This window comes from Virgibacillus sp. Bac330, assembly GCF_003667845.1.
Classification (GTDB): Bacteria; Bacillota; Bacilli; order Bacillales; family Amphibacillaceae; genus Virgibacillus; species Virgibacillus chiguensis.
Genome location: NZ_CP033048.1, coordinates 3,050,252 through 3,069,560 on the forward strand (window position 1 = coordinate 3,050,252; position 19,309 = coordinate 3,069,560).

Annotated in this window: 18 protein-coding genes, 1 pseudogene and 1 riboswitch; of the genes and pseudogenes, 7 read left to right on the forward strand and 12 right to left on the reverse strand. The window is 35.9% G+C overall.

Going from position 1 to position 19,309, the window contains the following annotated elements; all coding sequences use genetic code 11:
* Window positions 1–229 precede the first annotated feature (229 nt).
* Complete coding sequence (locus D9780_RS14085; RefSeq protein ID WP_077702599.1) at window positions 230–529, forward strand: ArsR/SmtB family transcription factor; 300 nt, start codon at window positions 230–232, stop codon at window positions 527–529.
* A gap of 489 nt (window positions 530–1,018) precedes the next feature.
* Window positions 1,019–2,962 (forward strand): heavy metal translocating P-type ATPase, encoded by a 1,944-nt coding sequence (locus D9780_RS14090; protein WP_121640520.1) that lies wholly within the window; start codon window positions 1,019–1,021, stop codon window positions 2,960–2,962.
* A 284-nt stretch (window positions 2,963–3,246) separates the two neighbouring features.
* On the opposite strand, the gene D9780_RS14095 is transcribed toward D9780_RS14090, so the two are convergent.
* Together D9780_RS14095 and D9780_RS14100 are read right to left on the reverse strand one after the other, a co-directional pair.
* Window positions 3,247–3,909 (reverse strand): ABC transporter ATP-binding protein, encoded by a 663-nt coding sequence (locus D9780_RS14095; protein ID WP_121640521.1) that lies wholly within the window; start codon window positions 3,907–3,909, stop codon window positions 3,247–3,249.
* Window positions 3,910–4,374, reverse strand: a complete 465-nt coding sequence (locus D9780_RS14100) for a hypothetical protein (protein WP_240458696.1) — start codon at window positions 4,372–4,374, stop codon at window positions 3,910–3,912.
* A 61-nt stretch (window positions 4,375–4,435) separates the two neighbouring features.
* Here D9780_RS14100 and D9780_RS14105 point away from each other — a divergent pair, with 61 nt between their 5' ends.
* The 3 genes from D9780_RS14105 (at window position 4,436) to D9780_RS14115 (ending at window position 6,775) form a co-directional block, all read left to right on the forward strand.
* Window positions 4,436–4,771: an IS66 family insertion sequence element accessory protein TnpA gene (locus D9780_RS14105; RefSeq protein WP_121640523.1), complete on the forward strand. Its 336-nt coding sequence runs from the start codon at window positions 4,436–4,438 to the stop codon at window positions 4,769–4,771.
* Between the two features lie 8 nt (window positions 4,772–4,779).
* Window positions 4,780–5,130, forward strand: a complete 351-nt coding sequence (tnpB, locus tag D9780_RS14110) for an IS66 family insertion sequence element accessory protein TnpB (RefSeq protein WP_162985880.1) — start codon at window positions 4,780–4,782, stop codon at window positions 5,128–5,130.
* A 67-nt stretch (window positions 5,131–5,197) separates the two neighbouring features.
* Window positions 5,198–6,775, forward strand: coding sequence for an IS66 family transposase (locus D9780_RS14115; RefSeq protein WP_121640524.1), 1,578 nt, complete (start codon window positions 5,198–5,200; stop codon window positions 6,773–6,775).
* A gap of 20 nt (window positions 6,776–6,795) precedes the next feature.
* Here the strand turns inward: D9780_RS14115 and D9780_RS14120 are convergent, their stop codons facing one another.
* A complete protein-coding gene (locus D9780_RS14120) occupies window positions 6,796–7,590 on the reverse strand; it encodes a hypothetical protein (protein WP_121640525.1) in 795 nt (264 codons plus the stop codon).
* A 5-nt stretch (window positions 7,591–7,595) separates the two neighbouring features.
* Window positions 7,596–7,805 carry a hypothetical protein gene (locus D9780_RS14125; RefSeq protein ID WP_073011800.1) on the reverse strand — a complete coding sequence of 70 codons (210 nt, stop codon included), beginning with the start codon at window positions 7,803–7,805 and terminating at the stop codon, window positions 7,596–7,598.
* A 10-nt stretch (window positions 7,806–7,815) separates the two neighbouring features.
* Between D9780_RS14125 and D9780_RS14130 the strand changes: the two are divergent.
* Both D9780_RS14130 and D9780_RS21165 read left to right on the forward strand, forming a co-directional pair.
* Window positions 7,816–7,920 (forward strand): annotated as a pseudogene (locus D9780_RS14130) (transposase); the annotation flags it as partial.
* 43 nt (window positions 7,921–7,963) lie between these two features.
* Window positions 7,964–8,116 (forward strand): hypothetical protein, encoded by a 153-nt coding sequence (locus D9780_RS21165; protein WP_162985881.1) that lies wholly within the window; start codon window positions 7,964–7,966, stop codon window positions 8,114–8,116.
* A gap of 552 nt (window positions 8,117–8,668) precedes the next feature.
* Here the strand turns inward: D9780_RS21165 and D9780_RS21295 are convergent.
* From D9780_RS21295 to D9780_RS14170, 8 genes are all read right to left on the reverse strand, one after another.
* Window positions 8,669–10,435, reverse strand: a complete 1,767-nt coding sequence (locus D9780_RS21295) for a hypothetical protein (protein WP_205601083.1) — start codon at window positions 10,433–10,435, stop codon at window positions 8,669–8,671.
* A complete protein-coding gene (locus tag D9780_RS14140; RefSeq protein WP_073011797.1) occupies window positions 10,428–10,865 on the reverse strand; it encodes a hypothetical protein in 438 nt (145 codons plus the stop codon). Before D9780_RS14140 ends, D9780_RS21295 begins: the two co-directional genes overlap by 8 nt.
* Window positions 10,852–12,006: a hypothetical protein gene (locus tag D9780_RS21300; RefSeq protein WP_205601084.1), complete on the reverse strand. Its 1,155-nt coding sequence runs from the start codon at window positions 12,004–12,006 to the stop codon at window positions 10,852–10,854. The genes D9780_RS14140 and D9780_RS21300 overlap by 14 nt, the downstream gene beginning before the upstream one ends.
* 15 nt (window positions 12,007–12,021) lie before the next feature.
* Window positions 12,022–12,258 (reverse strand): single-stranded DNA-binding protein, encoded by a 237-nt coding sequence (locus D9780_RS14150; RefSeq protein ID WP_073011792.1) that lies wholly within the window; start codon window positions 12,256–12,258, stop codon window positions 12,022–12,024.
* A gap of 482 nt (window positions 12,259–12,740) precedes the next feature.
* A complete protein-coding gene (gene guaA / locus D9780_RS14155; protein ID WP_121640526.1) occupies window positions 12,741–14,276 on the reverse strand; it encodes a glutamine-hydrolyzing GMP synthase in 1,536 nt (511 codons plus the stop codon).
* A 339-nt stretch (window positions 14,277–14,615) separates the two neighbouring features.
* Window positions 14,616–14,717: riboswitch (purine riboswitch) on the reverse strand.
* A 41-nt stretch (window positions 14,718–14,758) separates the two neighbouring features.
* Window positions 14,759–16,954, reverse strand: coding sequence for a transglutaminase TgpA family protein (locus D9780_RS14160; RefSeq protein WP_121640527.1), 2,196 nt, complete (start codon window positions 16,952–16,954; stop codon window positions 14,759–14,761).
* Window positions 16,951–18,210 (reverse strand): DUF58 domain-containing protein, encoded by a 1,260-nt coding sequence (locus D9780_RS14165; protein ID WP_121640528.1) that lies wholly within the window; start codon window positions 18,208–18,210, stop codon window positions 16,951–16,953. The genes D9780_RS14160 and D9780_RS14165 overlap by 4 nt, the downstream gene beginning before the upstream one ends.
* Window positions 18,210–19,169, reverse strand: coding sequence for an AAA family ATPase (locus D9780_RS14170; RefSeq protein WP_121640529.1), 960 nt, complete (start codon window positions 19,167–19,169; stop codon window positions 18,210–18,212). Before D9780_RS14170 ends, D9780_RS14165 begins: the two co-directional genes overlap by 1 nt.
* Between the last annotated feature and the right edge of the window lie 140 nt (window positions 19,170–19,309).

Consider the following 19,309-nt stretch of genomic DNA (forward strand, 5'->3'; position numbering starts at 1 on the left):
TCTTCCTGCCCCATGATAAGTGGGGTTTGATACGTTATTCTTCTAAATGAGAAGCTTTTTTTTATTCATTGTGTTACTACTCCCTACTCTATTCTTCCAGCATATCCCGGAAGATGATTAATATGAAGAAGAGGAAACAATGTGTAGTTCCATTATTTCTATTATTTTTTCAAACATGATAGTATAAAAAGTATAATCCATATTATGTATGATAAGAAGGGATATAACCATGGACGATAAAGAAATGATCCACAACTCCGCTCGTTTGTTTAAAATCTTAGGAGACGAAACAAGGCTCTCTATACTTCATTTACTTTCTAAAGCAGAAGCTAATGTTTCAACCATTGTAAACCATATTGGTATTGAACAATCAAATGCTTCTCATCAATTAAAAATATTAAAAGACCATCGATTAATCCAATCAAGAAGAGAAGGAAAATCAGTCGTTTATTTTCCAGACGATAATCACATTTATGAAATTTTAGATCAAGTATTCGCTCATATTAAAGAAGATACGGATACTGAATAATTGTAAGCTTGGTAAAAGCGCAAGTGCCCGGTTAGCAACATAGCGTGAGAAGATTTAGGAATCAAATCAAGCGACTAAAAATAGGGAAATGGTGACGTTGGCGGCACACCCCCTGTTTTAGTGGCACGAACCGATGATGACCTATCTTAAAGCGATTAGTGAAGTCGCCTAGTTACTGGGCGCTCGAGTCGGACGTGGCTTATTCTGTCACGTTGTTATATTAGGCCTATGCTTTCTTACGCTATAAAAAATCACCAAAAAACGATTCAAAAATAAAATTTAACCATGAAGAACCCTCCCTTATACGATATTTGATTATCGTATAAGGTTTTTTTATAAACTTGTATTGACATGATTCGTGCATGTGTTAATATGTAATTACATTCATATGAATGATTAATCATATGAATGCACCTTCAACAATCTAAAATTATTTATGCAAAAAGCGATTGATTTATTTTTAACGAGAGGCAGAAGGAGGAATTTTAAATGAAAAAAAATCACGCACATCATCATCATAACGATGAACACAGCCACACTCACGATCATGATCACGGGAAAGCACCAATTATTCTTTATTTTATTGGCTTGATCGTGGCAGTTATCCCTTTATTTCTAAACGATGATTATCTATTGCTGCAAAATATTCTTTTTTCGACTGCGACAATCATCGCAGGGTACCATGTCGTTATTATTGAAGGTATCGGTGAGACAATTGAAAATACGAAACGTAAAAGAAGATTTACACCGAATTCCCACATCCTCATGGGTTTAGCTGCTTTAGGTGCATCCTTATTGGGCGAATTTTGGGAAGGGACATTATTGATTCTTATTTTCTCTGGTGCGCATTTTCTAGAAGATTATGCTGAAGGACGGAGTAAAAGAGAAATCACCAAATTACTTGAAATGAACCCAACCACTGCGCGATTAATGGATGATAGTGGGAATACCACCTTCGTTGAAGTTAGCGACTTAAAAGTTGGAGACCGTTTACAAGTATTAAATGGGGATCAAGTACCTATTGATGGAAAAATATTATCTGGTAGCACTTCTATTGATGAATCATCCATAAACGGTGAAAGTATACCTAAAGAAAAGTCAAAAGGTGACGAAGTATTCGGCAGTACCATCAACGGTACAGGAACTTTTACTATGGAAGTAACAAAAGAAGAGAAAGACACGGTTTTCTCAAAAATTCTGCAACTCGTAAATCAAAACCAAAATAATCAAACAAAAGCTGCTAGCATTATTCAAAAATTCGAGCCAAAGTATGTTAATTTCGTTTTAATTGCCATACTGTTAGTTATAGTAATGGCACCATTCCTATTGGATTGGTCATGGTATGAAAGTACCTATCGAGGACTTGTCTTATTAGTAGCATCAGCACCGTGCGCACTTGCTGCTGCAACTGTGTCAGTCACACTGTCCGCTACGTCAAACCTCGCCAAACGTGGTGTACTTTCAAAAGGAGCGTCTTATCTCTCACAACTCGCAAATATTAATGCCATCGCTTTTGATAAAACAGGCACTTTAACAAGAGGAAAACCGCAAGTTACCAATTACTTCTTCTCAGACTCCATAGATAAAGCATATATCATTGATATTGTAGTTGCTCTAGAAAGAGGATCTAACCACCCTTTAGCTAACGCAATTTTAGATAAATTTACTGTTCAAAATAAACTAGACATTGACATCACAAATCAAATTGGTAAAGGGTTAACCGGAGATTATAATCAAAATAATTATCGCATTGGGAAACCAACTTCTTTTCATAATGTACCAAATGACATCGCAGATTTAAATGATGAATGGGCCTCTGAAGGTAAGACAGTGGTATATGTAGCTGAAAATGAAAAGGTAATTGGGATTATTGCTTTAATGGATATTCCTAATAAAGAAGCGAAAAAAACAATTGATTACTTCAAAAGCCTCCATATCCACACCACTCTTATTACGGGTGATTCTGAAATGACAGGTAAAGCCGTTGCGAAAAAGCTAGGTATAGATGAAGTCATTGCGAATGTTATGCCAGATGATAAAGCAAACATCATTAATTCGCAGAAAGAAAACTATGGAATTGTCGGTATGGTTGGTGACGGTGTGAATGATGCGCCTGCTTTAGTTAACGCCGATGTTGGTATTGCGATGGGCGATGGGACGGATGTTGCAGTAGAAGTATCTGATTTAGCTTTAATGAAAAACGATCTATCGAAACTCGTAAATGCTCACCGCATTTCTAGAAAAATGAACCGGGTGATTTGGCAAAACATTATATTTTCCATGTCCGTTGTTGCCTTTTTAGTTGTGGTGAGTTTTCTTGGATTAACGGATATCGCAATCAGTGTCATCATCCATGAAGGCAGTACTTTAGTCGTCATTTTAAATGGACTTCGCTTATTGCACTCCAAAAATAATATATCACTTACAGACTGACAAACAGCAGAATCATAGATATAAATCACATTGAACTGTCTTCAACTGCATATTATGCATTGGTTGACGGTTTTTTTTCTAAATATACTGTTGATGTTGTTCATTTTACGGTGTGCAATGAAAAATCAAAGAGAGCCAAAAACCCTTGATACGAAAAGGTTTCTAGCTCTCCTCCTACTACTCCTACTCAATAATAGACACAGTGATTTCTCTAATAATTGAAATGTCGTGCATAAAATGATTTCACACCTTTTCGGGTGAGAAACCTAAGCTTTGCATAAACTTCAATATATTTTTCCGTCTACTATATTTACTATTCCCTCACATTGTTTCGCAATCTTGTCGTCATGTGTTACGATTAAAACAGTTTTATTCTGTTCTTTATTTATCCTTTTAAAAATAGATAATACTTGCTCGCCCATTTCTTGATCTAATGCACCTGTCGGCTCATCTGCTAAAATAATATCTGGATTATTAATTAATGCGCGCGCAATTGCTACACGCTGCCGTTGTCCACCCGATAAATCATATGCATATTCAGACGCTTTTTCCTTCATACCAAGCGTATCAAGCAAAGTTAATATTCTTTCTTTTTTATTGGCTTTGTTTTTACTATAATGAAGCGGAATTTCCACGTTTTTTATAACTGTATATTCTTCTATTAGTGCAAAGTCCTGTACGACAAAACCGAAATGCCGATTTCGTTTAGCAGCTAATTTCCCTTGACTTAAAGATTGTATTTCTTGATCATTTAACTTATATGTGCCTGCGGTTGGAACGTCTAGGCAACCTAATATATTAAGTAGCGTAGATTTCCCCGAACCTGATGGGCCCATAATTGCTAGCATGCTTTCTGCCTCTATTTTTAAATTAATGTTTTGTAGAGCATTCACTTCGTTAGGTTTAGATTTGTTATATACCTTTGAAATACCTTTTAGCTCAATCATTTATTCTTTTCTCCTTAATATATCGCTTATTTGAAGTTTAAAAAGTGTAATAAAGCTAGGCAGACATGCTCCTAAGCAAAGTAATAAAATCACTCCTGAAACACCTAATACAATAAAAGTTTGATTGGATATTATTAGAGAAATAATAAAAGAAAGTAACCAAACAATAAATATTTGTAAAAAAATCCGTAGTGCAATATCTTTCTTGGTCGCCCCGCAAAAAATATGAATACTAAAATTTCTTATATTCCTTCTAATAAATCCCAAAGTATTAATAATTACTAATGATGAAGCAAAAATAATAATTAATATTGATAAAAATAAAAATATACTAACTGATTCTTGTGTGGATTTTTCCATATAGCCAGAAACGCCTTCCACAGTGTTAAAATTATAAATATATGTGTTTGAACGCTCCACAATATCTTGTAATTCTTTTATACGTAAGCGTAAAATAAAATACACATAACAATCACAGGGCATCTATGTGATAATCTTCTTAGAAAATAAATTAGGAGGTTATGCGATGACCCTAAAAGACAAGCGAATAGAATGGAAAGCGCGGTATGATGCCTGGAAAGAAAGCGGACAAAGTATATCTGAATGGTGCCGAGGGAAAGAAATTAAAACGCATCAGATGTATTATTGGGTGCAACAATTTCGTGAGCACGGCAAAACTTCCATCAAGAAAAGCGCATCCAGGGAAACACAATGGCTAACCGTTCAAATGGGTGATTCTCCACTTGTACCACCTCACGAGAAAGAACCGATCTTTATTCACGTTGGTTCTACCTCCATTGAAGTGCGATCAGGAACGGATATGAACTTACTCTCGGATATTATTCATGTTTTAGGGAAGTAATCACGTTCATGAATATGCCATTTGAAAAAGTGTATTTAGCTTGCGGTAGCACAGATATGCGTAAATCGATTGATGGACTTGCTGCCATTGTGATAGAATGCTTCGATTTAGACCCTTTTTCTCCTTGCCTGTTTGTATTTTGTAACCGAAAGCGTGATAAGTTAAAAATACTGCAATGGGAAGTCAACGGATTTTGGCTGTATTATCGTCGGCTTGAAAAAGGAACATTTCAATGGCCATCCGATAAAGACTTAACGCCTATATCTATTAGCCCATGTCAATTTCGCTGGTTGTTGGATGGTATGTCGATGAACCAGCACCAAGCACACAGAGAAGTACTAGCGCGCACGATTCTATAAAAAATTGAAATATAGAAATACGGGAATTCGACTAGGCAAGTCGGGTTCTTTTTCGTATACTAATTTTATGGATAAAACAGCGGAAACAAACAAGAAAACAATGGAATATTATCAAGAGCTCAACGAAAAGCTAGAGTTGGAAAAAGAAGAGTTAGAAGCAAAATTAAAATGGTATGAAGAACAATTTAGATTGCTTCAACAACAAAAATTCGGCTCTTCTAGCGAGAAGACCAATTCTGACCAACTGTCTCTTTTTAACGAGGTAGAGGACACTTCGGATTCCAACCATGAAGAGCCTACGGTGGAGACGATTACATATAAACGCAAGAAGCAAAAAGGGCAACGCAAGGAGCAATTAGACAACCTGCCTACGGAAACGGTAGAATACCGTTTACCTGCTGAGGAACAGGTGTGTTCGTGTTGCGCTGGTGAACTGCATGAAATGAGCACGCAAGTGCGTAAAGAATTAAAGGTTATTCCTGCGCAGGTGAAAGTGGTGGAACATGTCCAGTACGTCTATAGCTGTCGTCATTGTGAACAACATGAGATACAAACGCCTATTCAAACAGCTAAAATGCCAGCGCCTGTGTTTCCAGGGAGTTTAGCCTCTCCTTCCGCCATGGCCTATACGATGTCGCAAAAATACGTGGAAGGAATGCCGTTGTATCGCCAAGAGAAGCAATTCGAACGATTTGGCGTCTTTATTCCACGTCAAACACTAGCTAATTGGGTCATATATGGTGCGACCACTTGGCTTACACTCATTTACAAAGAGATGCATACCGCCCTATTAGAATTGGATACCATACATGCAGATGAAACAGTTGTACAAGTTTTATCTGAACCAGGTAGAAAAGCTACTTCCAATTCGTATATGTGGCTGTATCGCTCTGGACACACGGATGTGCCAATCATTTTGTATGAGTACCAGCAAACAAGAGCATCCAAACATCCACGACGATTCCTACAGGGATATCAGGGCTACTTAACAGTAGACGGTTACCCTGGTTATAATGGAATAAAGAATGTCGTACTGATTGGTTGCTGGGCGCATGCACGTCGTAAATTCACAGAAGCATTACAATCGCTTCCCGAATCTTCGACCACTACAGCGGTAAAAGCGAAAGAAGGCTTAGACTTTTGTAATCAATTATTCGATATCGAACGCGACCTAAAGAGCGTTAGCCCACAGGAACGTTATGAACAACGTTTGGAGCGCAGTCAGCCCGTGCTGGATGCTTTTTCAGCATGGCTAAAACAGCAAACGCCGCGTGTTCTTCCGAAGAGTAAACTAGGCAAAGCTGTTACCTATTGCCGTAAACAATGGGACCGCTTAGAAGGATTTTTAAAGGATGGAAGATTGGAGATAGACAACAACTGCGCAGAGCGGTCGATCAAGCCTTTTGTGATCGGAAGAAAAGCTTGGCTTTTTAGTAATACCGCCAAAGGAGCTACATCCAGTGCCATTGTTTATAGCATAGTGGAAACAGCGAAGGAAAACGGATTAAATCCATTCCATTATCTTAGCTACTTATTTGAACGACTTCCCAATATAGATACAACAGATAGGGAACAACTAACCCGACTCTTACCGTGGTCAACCACGCTGCCTCAAGAGTGTCGTGTTCCTACGAAATCTAAGTAAATCTTAACATAGGCCCACATCTACATAATAGGTGTGGGCTGTTTTACGCTTACTTTTATATCGTTTCTATTCTTAAGTATAATCGTTGAATTTTCAATATAGGTTTCATAATCATAATTTCCATTCATAAATAAATTGTCAACTGCTGTAACATCAATCGGTGTTAATATAACATCATTTAACCCGATAACACCTTCGCCAAATGATATATCCACAAAAGTTTGCCCATCTTGTAAAAAACCAACAACTTTATATTTTTGATTGTCAACGTCAGTAAATTCATCATCAATATCCATATACTTTTTATATGAATAACCAAGCACAACTGGTATACTTTTATTGCTTACATACTCCCAACTCGCATCAAAAAATTCTCCTTTTGATAAGGAAATATCAAATACATTTATAAAATCGGATGAAACTGATAGCGTTTTATTAGCCCAAATTTTGCTAGGGCCTTGCTCCACCTCGACAGCAAGTGAGTTTTTAGGAATATCTTTTATTTCTATATAATTTTCAATATTAGAAAAACTTATATAATTATCATTTTTATCTATATAAGTATATAAATCTTTCATTATATTTTCTTCATATTCCCCACCTACAAAATCTTCTTTCTCTATCAATGATATATAAAAAGCATTGGATGTATCAAATGTATTCGATAAATGATAAAAAGCCTCTTGCTTTTTATGTATCAAGGAAAAACATTCTGTAATCAATAATATGATAAGCAAAATTTGAATAAAAAATGAAATGAAATAAAGTTTTTTTCTCCATATATCTCCTAAAGCAAATTTTAGTTGAACTGGCATTTTTACTACCTCATCATTTTAATTAATTGTTTCTTCTGATTAATAAATAACATAGGCAAAGTGTATAATATATCCATTATAAAGAATAGCACAACACCTACAATGATCGATTCCCAACGAAATACCGTATCGTGAGGTAATACATGAAAAATATTAGTAACTAAAAAAATGATTAAACTTGCAATCATGATACCTATGAATCGAATAATTAACATATTGAAGTAAATCCTTAGTAACAAACGTATCAAGTATCATGTCAAATGGGTGACAAAGTATAGATATAAGGTTTTGGACGGGCACATAGCGGTGAGAGTGCGTGATTTGCTAAGATAAACTTGAGATTAAGACACTACAGGGTATGCTTGAACTGACAATGGAAATAGCAGAAAAAAGCAAGAAAGAGAAGCCACCTAAACACTTTGTAGAGAAGTTGAAGGACAGCGCTGTAGAAGCAACCCGGAACAACTTGGGTCGTTTAAAAGGGTTGCGGTTTTTGGAGGGACGTGCAGATGAATGGGATGATTAATACAAATACGGAAAACAACGAGCAACGAAATCTAAGTAAATCTTAACATAGGCCCACATCTACATAATAGGTGTGGGCTGTTTTACGCTTACGTTAGTCCAGCCATATTTCACCTCTACTCTTCGTTTTTAGGCACAAAAAAAGACGCTCATTTTAATTGAACGTCTATAAAACAGTATTTAGTATAGATTTTCCTCTTGTGTCCCCACACCCCAAAACAATTACCACCGAATGTAACTGCTAGAATAAAGTGAACAGACTCCGCTAGAAAAGTATGAAATAATTGGTTTTGGATGATTCAGAAGGTGATTAAATTGGAATTAATTGTACAGATTCATCAATCAAAAAAGTAAGGTTTTAAATTTGCAGTAATTGCAAGGAAGTACAACCTCCAAATTCCTTCTCACGAAGAACACCATTGCCTTCTTATTAACAACTTCCCCACCCAACTCTGTAGCGAACGAACCTTCACTTCCTAGCGATAACTCATGCCGGGCACACATATAGAAAAAGCGCCTACTTTTCAGCAAACGGTTTCGAATGCAGTATAAATTATTCTGTTTGATCATCTGCTATGGGTGGAAAGTAAAATGGATTAAACCCTGTTTTAGAATCAGTAACAAGATTTTCTGAATGCTCTGGATTTATAGCTAGTTTCACAGAATCTTCATTATCAAAGATAAATGTTTGTAAATTTTCTTTACCTATCGTTTCATATGCTGTCGATAAAATTTTGCCGATAGCACTACTATTTTTTGCATCAAACGGCTTTGAAATATGATCGATTACCAAAATGGGTATGATAGGATACCTATTGTTCTCTAGTAGTATTTTTAAAAATGCAAGATAACCACACAGCTGAATTAAAGTATGTCTAGCCATACTTCCGATATAGTAATTTACACGATTTTTAGAACCCGATGTTTCACCACCATCAGAAAGTATCACAGGCTGTAGGATATTTCCTTTTTTTAAATATTTAATTTCAAATCCTTTTTGCTGAATATCATCAGATACAACTGAAGATATATCTTTAGCAGAATAATATAATTCTGTTATGAAATTAGATAATTCATCAATTTTTTGCAAATCATCTGAGTTTCGTAAAGCTTTTAACTCTTCTCGTATCTCTTTGATTCTCTTTTTCTTTTCTTTGATGTTGTCATCATTAGAAACAATTTCAACAGATAAATATTCGTTAATAAGTGCAATAGCTTTAGATTTTTCCTCTAAATTATAAATTTTAAACCTTGAATCATTTCTACGTATTTCTGTCTTGATTTGTTCACGTTGTTTCTTCAACTCTTTTATAGTATTATCATTAATCAGGTAATCGCTAAAGAAAATTGTATTATCGACATCATCGAGTAGATTTTGCATAGGTTGGACTAAGTAATCAAAATCAGTATTCTCATCAACTAATTCCTGTAATTTCAAAAGGAGTTTTCTCCTGTTCTCATTATCCCTCCCGAATTGTTTCGCATCGGCTGTATTGTTTTCATAAACCTTTATTTGTTCGGATAGATTATTATACATAACTTCTAAATCTGCAATATTTCTTTTTTTAGAGCTTTTTTCTACATTTTGCATTTCAACTACAGAAGAAAGATATGCCTTAACATCATCTGAATTTCTACCTGTATACCAAATATCTCCACCAATTTTTTGTAAATTAGCATTTACTTGATCGATAACAAATTCATACTTTTGAGAGTTATTTTCCAAATTCTTAACTTCTTGTTGGAGAACATCTAATTCATTCTGTAATATATATATTTGTTCAAGATGTTTGTTGAAAATAAAGTTTAAAATCGGATTAAGTTTTACAGAATATTTTATATCACTGCATTTATCTAGGAAATCTTGAATCTTACCTTGCCCCTTTTCTCCTAAAAAGTTAAACATTGTAAAAGTTCTGTATGTTAATTCTTCATTAGTGAAATTTCTAATGTCCTTTAACAACTGAAAATCTTGAGCAAAAATGGAATTTAATTTATTTTTGTACTCTCGTAAATCAATCATTTCTAAATTTTCTTCATCAGCATAATGCAGATAATTTTGGTTTGGGTTCCTTGTACGCGTGATACTAAAAGTATTTTCATTATATTCAAAGACCATGGTCGCTTTACTTAATGAATCTTTGTACCAGGGCTTCTTTACAATATCTTCTGAAGAACCAAACATGAAATCAATGAACAAATAGAATTCTGTTTTACCCGAACTATTCTTACCCTTAAAGTAATTTATACCTTCACTAAACTTATAGATATAGCTTTTACTATTCATATCAAACATTATAAGTTTTGTTATTTTAAACATTGTAAATCACCTCTTTCATAAATTGCTTATCTGTCATAGTCTTACTTTCTTCAATGACTTTTTTCATGAAATTATTTTCTTCATATATCGAATCTAGTTTTAATTGTTTGGTAGTTAGATGCAATATACCATTTTCAGAATCAACTATTCCTTTACTTATTAACAAATGTAACGCTTTTAAAATATATGGTACGCTATTACAAAAACCATCAAAATCTCCAGCTAAAAGAGAGATACCCTTATAAATAATATCTTGTGTATTCCTTGCGGTATATATCGTTCCACCCAAGAAACGATTTTGCTTAATCAAATAAGAAAAGGTTACTATTTTACATATACTTAATTTTTCATGACGCTGTAATGTTTGGCAGATAATATTACAATAAATACTTAATTGAATAGACTCTGTTTGTACTCTAATATTGCGCATTCTCATCATCCTCCCATGAAATTTGATTTTCTCCGATGCCTTCTTTAGTCAGATGAATCGAGGACCCATATTTTATTTGGTCATTTTCCGCATAAGAATTGGGGTATTTTTGTGTTTTTTCCAGTCTATTATATGGTGTATCTGTTTCATTTTTCATCAAAGTAAACTTCACATTTTGAAAGCCTTCAAAGGTAGTTTCTTCGATCTCGTCAATCTTGTTTACTCTGTTATTTTCCATATATTTTAATGCGGTTTCATAATAATACATGCCATATAACAGATGTTGCTTTAATAAATAATCTGGTAATCCACACGATTTTAATTGCATAAACTCTCTTGAAGTTGAAAGTTTACTGTCCTTTAAATCAATTCTATTAACTTTTTTAAAATTAGAATAGGAGGGAGTCGTAACTTCTTGTGTAAATCGCTTGGAAATATCCTCCACCATATTTATGAATTCTTGATATGTTAAAATATATGGTTCTTTATTTTCAATAGCATTCAAAATTTTAAATGTTATATGCTGCAAAAACTCATTCATCCTTTGCCCAAATACGATTAGGTTTGCAGCTTTTCTAAAATGAAGTGAGGCCTTGTCATCTGTTTTAGCATCAATATCCTCCAAATCAATGAATTCAAACTTACTTTGAATTTGGTTATATACCTTTTCAAATCCATTATAATCTGCTTCATATAAACACTTAACTTTAGAAATAGTAGCATTTCTTTGCATATCGGACTCTACTACAATTTTATGTAATGTTTCTGCATCCTTATTGAAAATATCACCATCATTTTGATAAATTTTATCCGTAAATAGTATATATTCTTCCACATTATGTGAACTATGTTCTAATAATATCCAATTGAGAAGCATTTGTTGAGCAACTGCATTACCAATAGATGTATGCTTAACTTGAATAGCTTTATTAACTCCACTCTCAGTAACCCTACAAACAAATTTATGACTATGTTTGTCGATTTGTTCAGGCGCAATTGCTTTTAAGTTTACATCTTCTATGGTTTCAAATTCTACTTGCATATCCTCCTTTAAGTCGAAGGCATAATAAGCAAATACTTTAATTTGGTAAGCAAATCCTGCTAAACTATTAATACCACTTTGATCTGTTTGAAAAGTCATCTAAAACACCCCCTATTATAACTTTATTTTATACTTTTGCTGACCGGAAGAAGTTTTTTCAATAATATCCACATCTGTATCAACACTTCTAATAAAATTGAGAAATAATGTACCCAATAATAATCTATCACTACGAGAAATACGATTCCATTCATATCCCTTAAACAAATCACGTATTAAAAATATTTCGCCCGGCTTAACTTTAGCTAATTCATTTTTAGCAACTTCCAATAATTCATTTACAGTAGACACGATATACCTCCTAATTATAATAACGTTATAAACAAAGTTGTTATTATAATTGTATATCCTTTTACTAGTTTTTAACAACAAATCATCATCAACACTATGAATTCACATGTTTTTTTGAATAAAGCGGTAAATATGTCAATGAACAGGCATAGATAATATTATATTTCACCTTCTACCACTCTAGGGTTTAATCCTAATAAAGTACCCTTTTCGCGGAAATAGGCCTTGAAAGGACGCTTAGATATGTTAATAGTATTTCTAATACTTTATACCTCTTTCTGATAACTAATGTGGAAAACCCTTCAAAATGCAAGAAATATAAAAAAAAGAGATATTGCTTTTACACAATATCCCTCTTCTTTCTCCGTTTCCTCTGGCGGAATCTTGGCGGAGAACCTATTCATTTTTAGTTGTTTTATCCATTTTACATACCATTGAAATGCAGTCAAATCAACAGTTTCACTTCAAATGCTCTTAGTGAATTATTCCCACTCAATCGTAGCAGGTGGCTTGCTCGTTACATCATACACTACACGGTTAATATGAGCTACATCGTTCACGAGACGGGTTGAGATTTTCTCCAAGACGTCCCAAGGGATACGCGCCCAATCGGAAGTCATACCATCAATGGACGTTACCGCACGAATACCAATCGTATAATCATACGTGCGGGCATCTCCCATGACACCGACACTGCGAATATTCGGTAACACCGTAAAATATTGCCAAATATCTCTATCTAGTCCAGCTTTCGCTATTTCCTCACGTAGAATTGCATCGGATTCACGAACAATCTTTAATTTTTCTTCCGTTACTTCCCCTAGTACACGAATAGCAAGTCCCGGACCAGGGAAAGGCTGGCGCCAAACGATACGCTCAGGTATACCTAGCTGTGTTCCTAATTCACGAACTTCATCTTTAAACAATGTGTTTAATGGCTCGATTAATTCAAACTGCATATTTTCAGGAAGTCCACCAACATTATGATGTGATTTTATCGTCTGAGCTGTTTCTGTCCCACTTTCAATAATATCTGTGTAGAGCGTTCCTTGCGCTAGAAAGTCCATATTTTTAAGCTTCGCCGCTTCATCATCGAACACGTAAATAAATTCATTTCCGATAATCTTACGCTTCTTCTCTGGATCGTCGACACCTTTTAATTTCGTTAAGAAACGATCCTTAGCATCAATCTTAATAATATTCATATGAAAATCATCCGCAAATACTTTCATCACATCATCAGCTTCATTTTTACGAAGCAACCCGTGATCGACAAAAATACAAGTTAACTGATCGCCAATTGCTTTATGAATAAGTGCTGCAACAACAGAAGAATCAACGCCACCACTTAAAGCACATAATACGTTTCGGTCGCCGACTTTTTCTTGAATTTTCTTCACTTCCATATCAATGAAATTCTCAATCGTCCAGTCACCCTTACTGCCACACACCGCAAAAACAAACTGCTTTAACACATCATTTCCATATTTGGAATGACGTACCTCCGGATGGTACTGTACACCATACAGCCCTTGTTCCTGATTACTAATAGCTGCAATAGGTGTCGAAGGACTGGTTGCATCCACTTGGAATGATGCCGGTGCTTCTACCACTTTATCCCCATGGCTCATCCATACAGTTTGCTGCTTCGGTGTACCTGCAAAGAGCGTTGGTTCTCCTTGAACGTCCATTTCCGCTTTTCCGTATTCACGGTTTTTAGCCTTTTCTACTTTGCCGTCAAAATGTAAAGCCATTAATTGCATGCCGTAGCAAATTCCTAATACTGGGATACCTAAATCAAAAATTGCGGGATCACAGCGGAAACTATTTTCATCATATACGCTATGTGGCCCTCCAGAAAGAATAATACCTGTCGGGTTTATTTCCTTAATTTCTTGAGCTGTTAACTTATGAGTGTGCAACTCACTATACACGCCAAATTCTCTGATGCGTCGTGTAATTAATTGATTGTATTGGCTACCAAAATCCAATACTAAAATCATTTCATTTGTCTTCATGTACGTTACTCCTATCTATAAAATAATCCCACTTACTATAAGTTCCTTTAAAACAATTACTGCATAATCACTAGCCTGCTCCCCTACAAACTAGTAAGCAGACACACCTCTACCTGTCCTGTTCATCATTTGAAACAAACCTGCTCTTGTTGCAACCCCTCATTAGAAAAACTTGGCTATCGACAAAATTTCTGTCGATGAAATGCCGTCGTTTTGCTTAAACGATAAACTTAAACGTTTTATACTTTTCCGCGCAAGAAAAGCAAACCAGGAGCAAAAACAAAAAGCTGCATCCTTACTTTTTGCGACAACAACATGCAAAAAGGCAGAATCCAGCTGTATTGGAAGTTCTGCCTTCATAGTCAAAGCATTTACGGTGCTCTGGTAGATACTTTCGACCCATATTGTCGAGGATATACGAACGGCAAACAATTATTCTTGTTACGTTATGTTCTTATTCTACATAACAAAACGAATGCTGGTCAAGACAATATTCGTTTTATTAAATTTTTCCATAATTGCGCCACCTCTGTTTTAGAAGCAAGCTTATCGTCATCTCTGTAAATGAGCCGTTCATAATGCTCCGTAAGCTTCTGCATATCCGTCGTTTCATACTTTTTATCAATTTTCATTGCATACTCTCGTAACGTTTCCCCAGGGCGTTTTGCTTCCCCTTGTTTTTGTAACACTTTCATCAAAAAGTGATACGCTTCCTGTTGATTTTCAACATTATTATCCGCTGTAAATTTACGACGTACCCATTTAGATTGTATGCGAAGCCTACTTCTGTAAACAAGAATGAAGACAATGAGTAAAAGCGCGATACCGATAACAGTTGGCAACATCCATTCCATGGCAGTTGGCCTCGAGTTAGATGCAGCAGCTGATGCGACTTCAGACTCCTCTTCTTTTTCCTCCTCAGGCGTTGTTTCTTCCGACTGCTCCTCATCCTCTGTCTCCTGTTCCGACTGTTGCAAGGAATCTTGTTGCTGCGTTTCCCCACTTATAGGCTCATTCTGAAAGTCGGATAAATTCGAGAATCCCTTTGTTGGTTCAAATGGAACCCATCCTGAACCAGAAAAATAGACTTCTACCCATGAATGTGCATTGGAATTAGTTATTTCATAGGTGTTTTTTTCACTTCCCGCATCCACTAATTCACCACCAGTAAATCCTTTCGCCCATCTTGCAGGAATATCCAGCGAACGTAACATGACAACCATCGAGGTGGAAAAATTATCACAATATCCTACCTTAGAATCGAATAAAAATTGATCCACATAATCTTCATTTGCTTCGGGCACAGGAACATCTGTCGTCTGATACGTAAAATCGGTGCTGGAGAAGTAGCTTTCAATCGCCTTTGCTTTATCGTACTGCGTCTCTTCTTCAGCAGTAATGTCTTTCGCCAATTCAATTACTCGATCTGGAAGCGTCTCTGGAATTTGCGTATATGCTTCCATAGAGTTACCTGAACTGGAAGCTTGTCGCAAAGCTTCGATTTGAAACGTAGGATATCCATAATCAACCGTATAATTTTCTAATGTAATCGGATCATTGGCATCATCCATTAACTGAATTGCTTCCGATGACATATCAAAATATGGCTCCCCCTCTGGTGCCTCTACATGATCAAAACCGTACGGATAAACGAGCTTATCAAGTGCTTCATCACCTTGAAATTCGATCGTAGCTTGCTTTGTTTTTAAATTAACATTTTCTTGAAACATTGGAGGTATTTTACCTAATTCTGTATAGGAAGAATCACGGCTCTTTTCCCACCCTTTTCCTGTATACACATCTTTTGTCTCTACACGCCAGTAATGTTCTTCATCCGCCTTCGCTTCAAAAACTGGTGTATAATCTTGTACGAAAGAACCTCCTAATCTACTGTCATCTTCTCCGTAGCCTACCTTTTGAATTCCGCCATTTCCTTCTTCAGAGAAGCCTGCATTTTCTGCACTGCTTTGAATAAACGGTACGGGATCAGGCCATTGTGGGGAAAATTTTGGTGCAGCTAATCCAACAGCCGAAGAAAATAAAACAATCGCAACTAATGGCAGCAACCAAACCGCAGATTTCTTAGCTAATGTAAACCGAAGCGCTTCTCGGTCCATCTCTCTCATAAAATGGGCTAACCCTAGAGCAAGCAAAGATATGATGAAGGATCTAATGATCGCAGCAGTGCCATCATAAACGGTGAACGTGTCTAACACTGCCAAATAAGCAATCGTCAGAAATACGAACATAAGGACACGTTTTCTGATAACAAACCAATAATGGAGTAAATAGCTCATTAACCAGATTAAAATAAGAAACAACGTACTACGAAACAATGGCGTGAACTCATACCATGTTTTGTTAAACAATGCTTGCATGTTTACGATACTATCTTGCAGTAACTCTCCGATCCATAACGGGTTTAAAAAACTCGTCGTAAAAAAAAGACTATTTACCACGAATAGTAATGCTACCCCCTTCAAGATAAACGACAGCCACCATCTAACCTGCATAAAAGAAAGAAGAAAGCATAGAACGCCGTAAAGCATAAACATACTAATATTTGTCGTATCCGTCACTTCCTGTAAAGGGTAGAACCATTCTAGAAATAAAATGAACCCGCATATATAAAGAATCAACGTATAAAAAGTAGCAGGACTCGACTTTTGCGTACTCATATTCTTTTCACCTCTAACGGGGTTTTCATTAGTTCGCGCTCTGTCATTTCAAATACATCTACGCCAAAAGCTTGTAACTGACGAACAAACGGAGTCGAATAGGTATATTGTTGTGCAGGCCGAATAAACAAAATGCATATATGTTTCGCTCTTTGCCTCACCTTTTTTATCATCTCTACGAACGGTTTATCCATATTTCCTACAATGAATAAAAGGGTATCCCCGCTCACGAGCTTAGACCATTGGTGCTGAACGCCCATTGAAAACATATCATTTTTACTTGGCTGTAGTTTTGTTATATGTTCTTTTAATCGATCAAAGTCTCCTTGCGCATGAATAGATGCAAAAAAACTTGTGTCTTTTCCGACGGTAAGTAATCCAGATTCTAACGATTGTTTCTTAAAATGAGTAAGCAAAGCATACGTTACTTCCACCATTCCTTCAAAAACAATCGGATTTGATATATTACAAGCTTCTAGGACAATGATTCTGCTCGTTCCTCTTTCTTGCTCAAACTCCTTTGTCATCATCGTATTTTTTCTTGCTGTTTGCTTCCAGTCAATCCAAGACACACGATCGCCAGGTAAATACTCCCTTATCCCTGTCGCTAGATTGACATTGTTAAGTCGTAACGATGAGCTGAGCACATTTCCTTCTTGCTGATTACGAATTTGTTCTCCTAATAGGAATGGTCGAGCAATTGGAGACGCAACGAGCGAGTCATTTACAGCATATATATGATCTTTTTTCACAAGCCCAAAAAAATCGCCTGTCCGTATCCGTACCTTTGGAAAGGAATGTACACCTCTTGGAATTTGTTCTAGCTGATAAGAAAAAGAAAATGTACGCTTAAAACCTGGAAACAGAACCCGCTTCATTCTCCGTTCAATAAACAGTTGATCAGCTTGTCCCATATACTGATATTTTTCTTTACCGTTGTCCACCTTTTTCAATGAATCTGCTAACATATCTTCTATGATGCAGTAATATAAAGGAAATGGAAAACGACGCTTTATTTTAACCTTTACCGTAACCGCTCCACCAGCGTTGGTTATATAATGGGAAAGCTTTCTACTAACCTGCCATTTGCGAATTGGATATAGTAAAACAACTGCTTCGTATAACAATATAGGAAGAAAACTAAAAAATAAAAACCAACTGACAAAGCCACCTTGAAACATAGCATACGAAAATAACAGCAGGAGGATAGTAATCAGAAACAGACTGCTTACAATCATTCGAAAGCGGTATTTCATTAAAGCAATTCCTTTCGTATTGGTATTTCCGTTTGTTCGATAATCATTGCAATAACGTCACTAGCAGTTTCTCCACTATATTTTGCTTCCGAACGCAGGATGATTCGATGTGCTAAAACGTAAGGAGCCAAATATTTCACATCATCTGGTAAAACATAGTCACGCCCTAAAATATAAGCATATGCCTTTGCCGCTTTCATCAAAGCAATCGACCCTCTTGGGCTGACGCCTAAATAGATTTGCGGGTCTGTTCTCGTACTTGTTGCTAAATCAATAATATAATGTTGTACATTTTTATCGATATACACATGCTTTACTTCATCTTGGATATGTTCTAATTCTTGTTTTGTTAACACAGCTTCTATAGAATCAATAGGATGCGCCTGCGAAGTACGTGTAAGCATTTCCATTTCCTCCACAAACGTCGGATATCCCATGTTTAATTTTAAAATAAATCGATCTAATTGTGCTTCTGGCAATGGATACGTACCTTCATATTCAATTGGATTTTGAGTAGCCATGACAAAAAAAGGACGAGCTAGAGGCATCGTATTACCATCGACAGTAACGTGTTTTTCCTCCATTGCTTCTAGCAAGGCGGATTGTGTTTTGGGAGAAGTTCGATTGATCTCATCAGCTAATATGATATTACCGAGAATTGGCCCACCACGGAATTCGAACTTTAGTGTTTTTGGATTAAAAATCGATACACCTGTAACATCGGAAGGTAATAAATCAGGGGTAAATTGAATTCTTCTAAAGTCACAATCTAAAGACTTCGCCAACGTTTTTACAAGCATGGTTTTCCCAACACCTGGTACATCCTCTAATAGCACATGCCCTTGTGCTAATAAAGCAACAAGACTTAAAACAGCAGGTTCTTCTTTGCCGATCATTACTTTTCTTATATTTTGTAAAACATTTTCTACTTTTACATTATATGACATTGTACTCTCCATAAAATAAGCCCCTTTCTATATACATTATAACAACATTTCTTCCTACGATAATGATGTTCATGCCTCGTTTTTCACACTATAAGAGAGGATGGATTTATAGTATAAGTCAAACGACGGCGGCTATTGCCCTAAAATTGGCA

Excerpts from the sequence above, each read along its gene's own strand:
- D9780_RS14085 (WP_077702599.1), top strand. The coding sequence starts at position 230 with ATGGACGATAAAGAAATGATCCACAACTCCGCTCGTTTGTTTAAAATC.
- D9780_RS14090 (WP_121640520.1), top strand. The coding sequence starts at position 1,019 with ATGAAAAAAAATCACGCACATCATCATCATAACGATGAACACAGCCAC.
- D9780_RS14095 (WP_121640521.1), bottom strand. The coding sequence starts at position 3,909 with ATGATTGAGCTAAAAGGTATTTCAAAGGTATATAACAAATCTAAACCT.
- D9780_RS14105 (WP_121640523.1), top strand. The coding sequence starts at position 4,436 with ATGACCCTAAAAGACAAGCGAATAGAATGGAAAGCGCGGTATGATGCC.
- tnpB (WP_162985880.1), top strand. The coding sequence starts at position 4,780 with ATGAATATGCCATTTGAAAAAGTGTATTTAGCTTGCGGTAGCACAGAT.
- D9780_RS14115 (WP_121640524.1), top strand. The coding sequence starts at position 5,198 with ATGGATAAAACAGCGGAAACAAACAAGAAAACAATGGAATATTATCAA.
- D9780_RS14120 (WP_121640525.1), bottom strand. The coding sequence starts at position 7,590 with ATGCCAGTTCAACTAAAATTTGCTTTAGGAGATATATGGAGAAAAAAA.
- D9780_RS14125 (WP_073011800.1), bottom strand. The coding sequence starts at position 7,805 with ATGTTAATTATTCGATTCATAGGTATCATGATTGCAAGTTTAATCATT.
- D9780_RS21165 (WP_162985881.1), top strand. The coding sequence starts at position 7,964 with ATGGAAATAGCAGAAAAAAGCAAGAAAGAGAAGCCACCTAAACACTTT.
- D9780_RS21295 (WP_205601083.1), bottom strand. The coding sequence starts at position 10,435 with ATGTTTAAAATAACAAAACTTATAATGTTTGATATGAATAGTAAAAGC.
- D9780_RS14140 (WP_073011797.1), bottom strand. The coding sequence starts at position 10,865 with ATGCGCAATATTAGAGTACAAACAGAGTCTATTCAATTAAGTATTTAT.
- D9780_RS21300 (WP_205601084.1), bottom strand. The coding sequence starts at position 12,006 with ATGACTTTTCAAACAGATCAAAGTGGTATTAATAGTTTAGCAGGATTT.
- guaA (WP_121640526.1), bottom strand. The coding sequence starts at position 14,276 with ATGAAGACAAATGAAATGATTTTAGTATTGGATTTTGGTAGCCAATAC.
- D9780_RS14160 (WP_121640527.1), bottom strand. The coding sequence starts at position 16,954 with ATGAGTACGCAAAAGTCGAGTCCTGCTACTTTTTATACGTTGATTCTT.
- D9780_RS14165 (WP_121640528.1), bottom strand. The coding sequence starts at position 18,210 with ATGAAATACCGCTTTCGAATGATTGTAAGCAGTCTGTTTCTGATTACT.
- D9780_RS14170 (WP_121640529.1), bottom strand. The coding sequence starts at position 19,169 with ATGGAGAGTACAATGTCATATAATGTAAAAGTAGAAAATGTTTTACAA.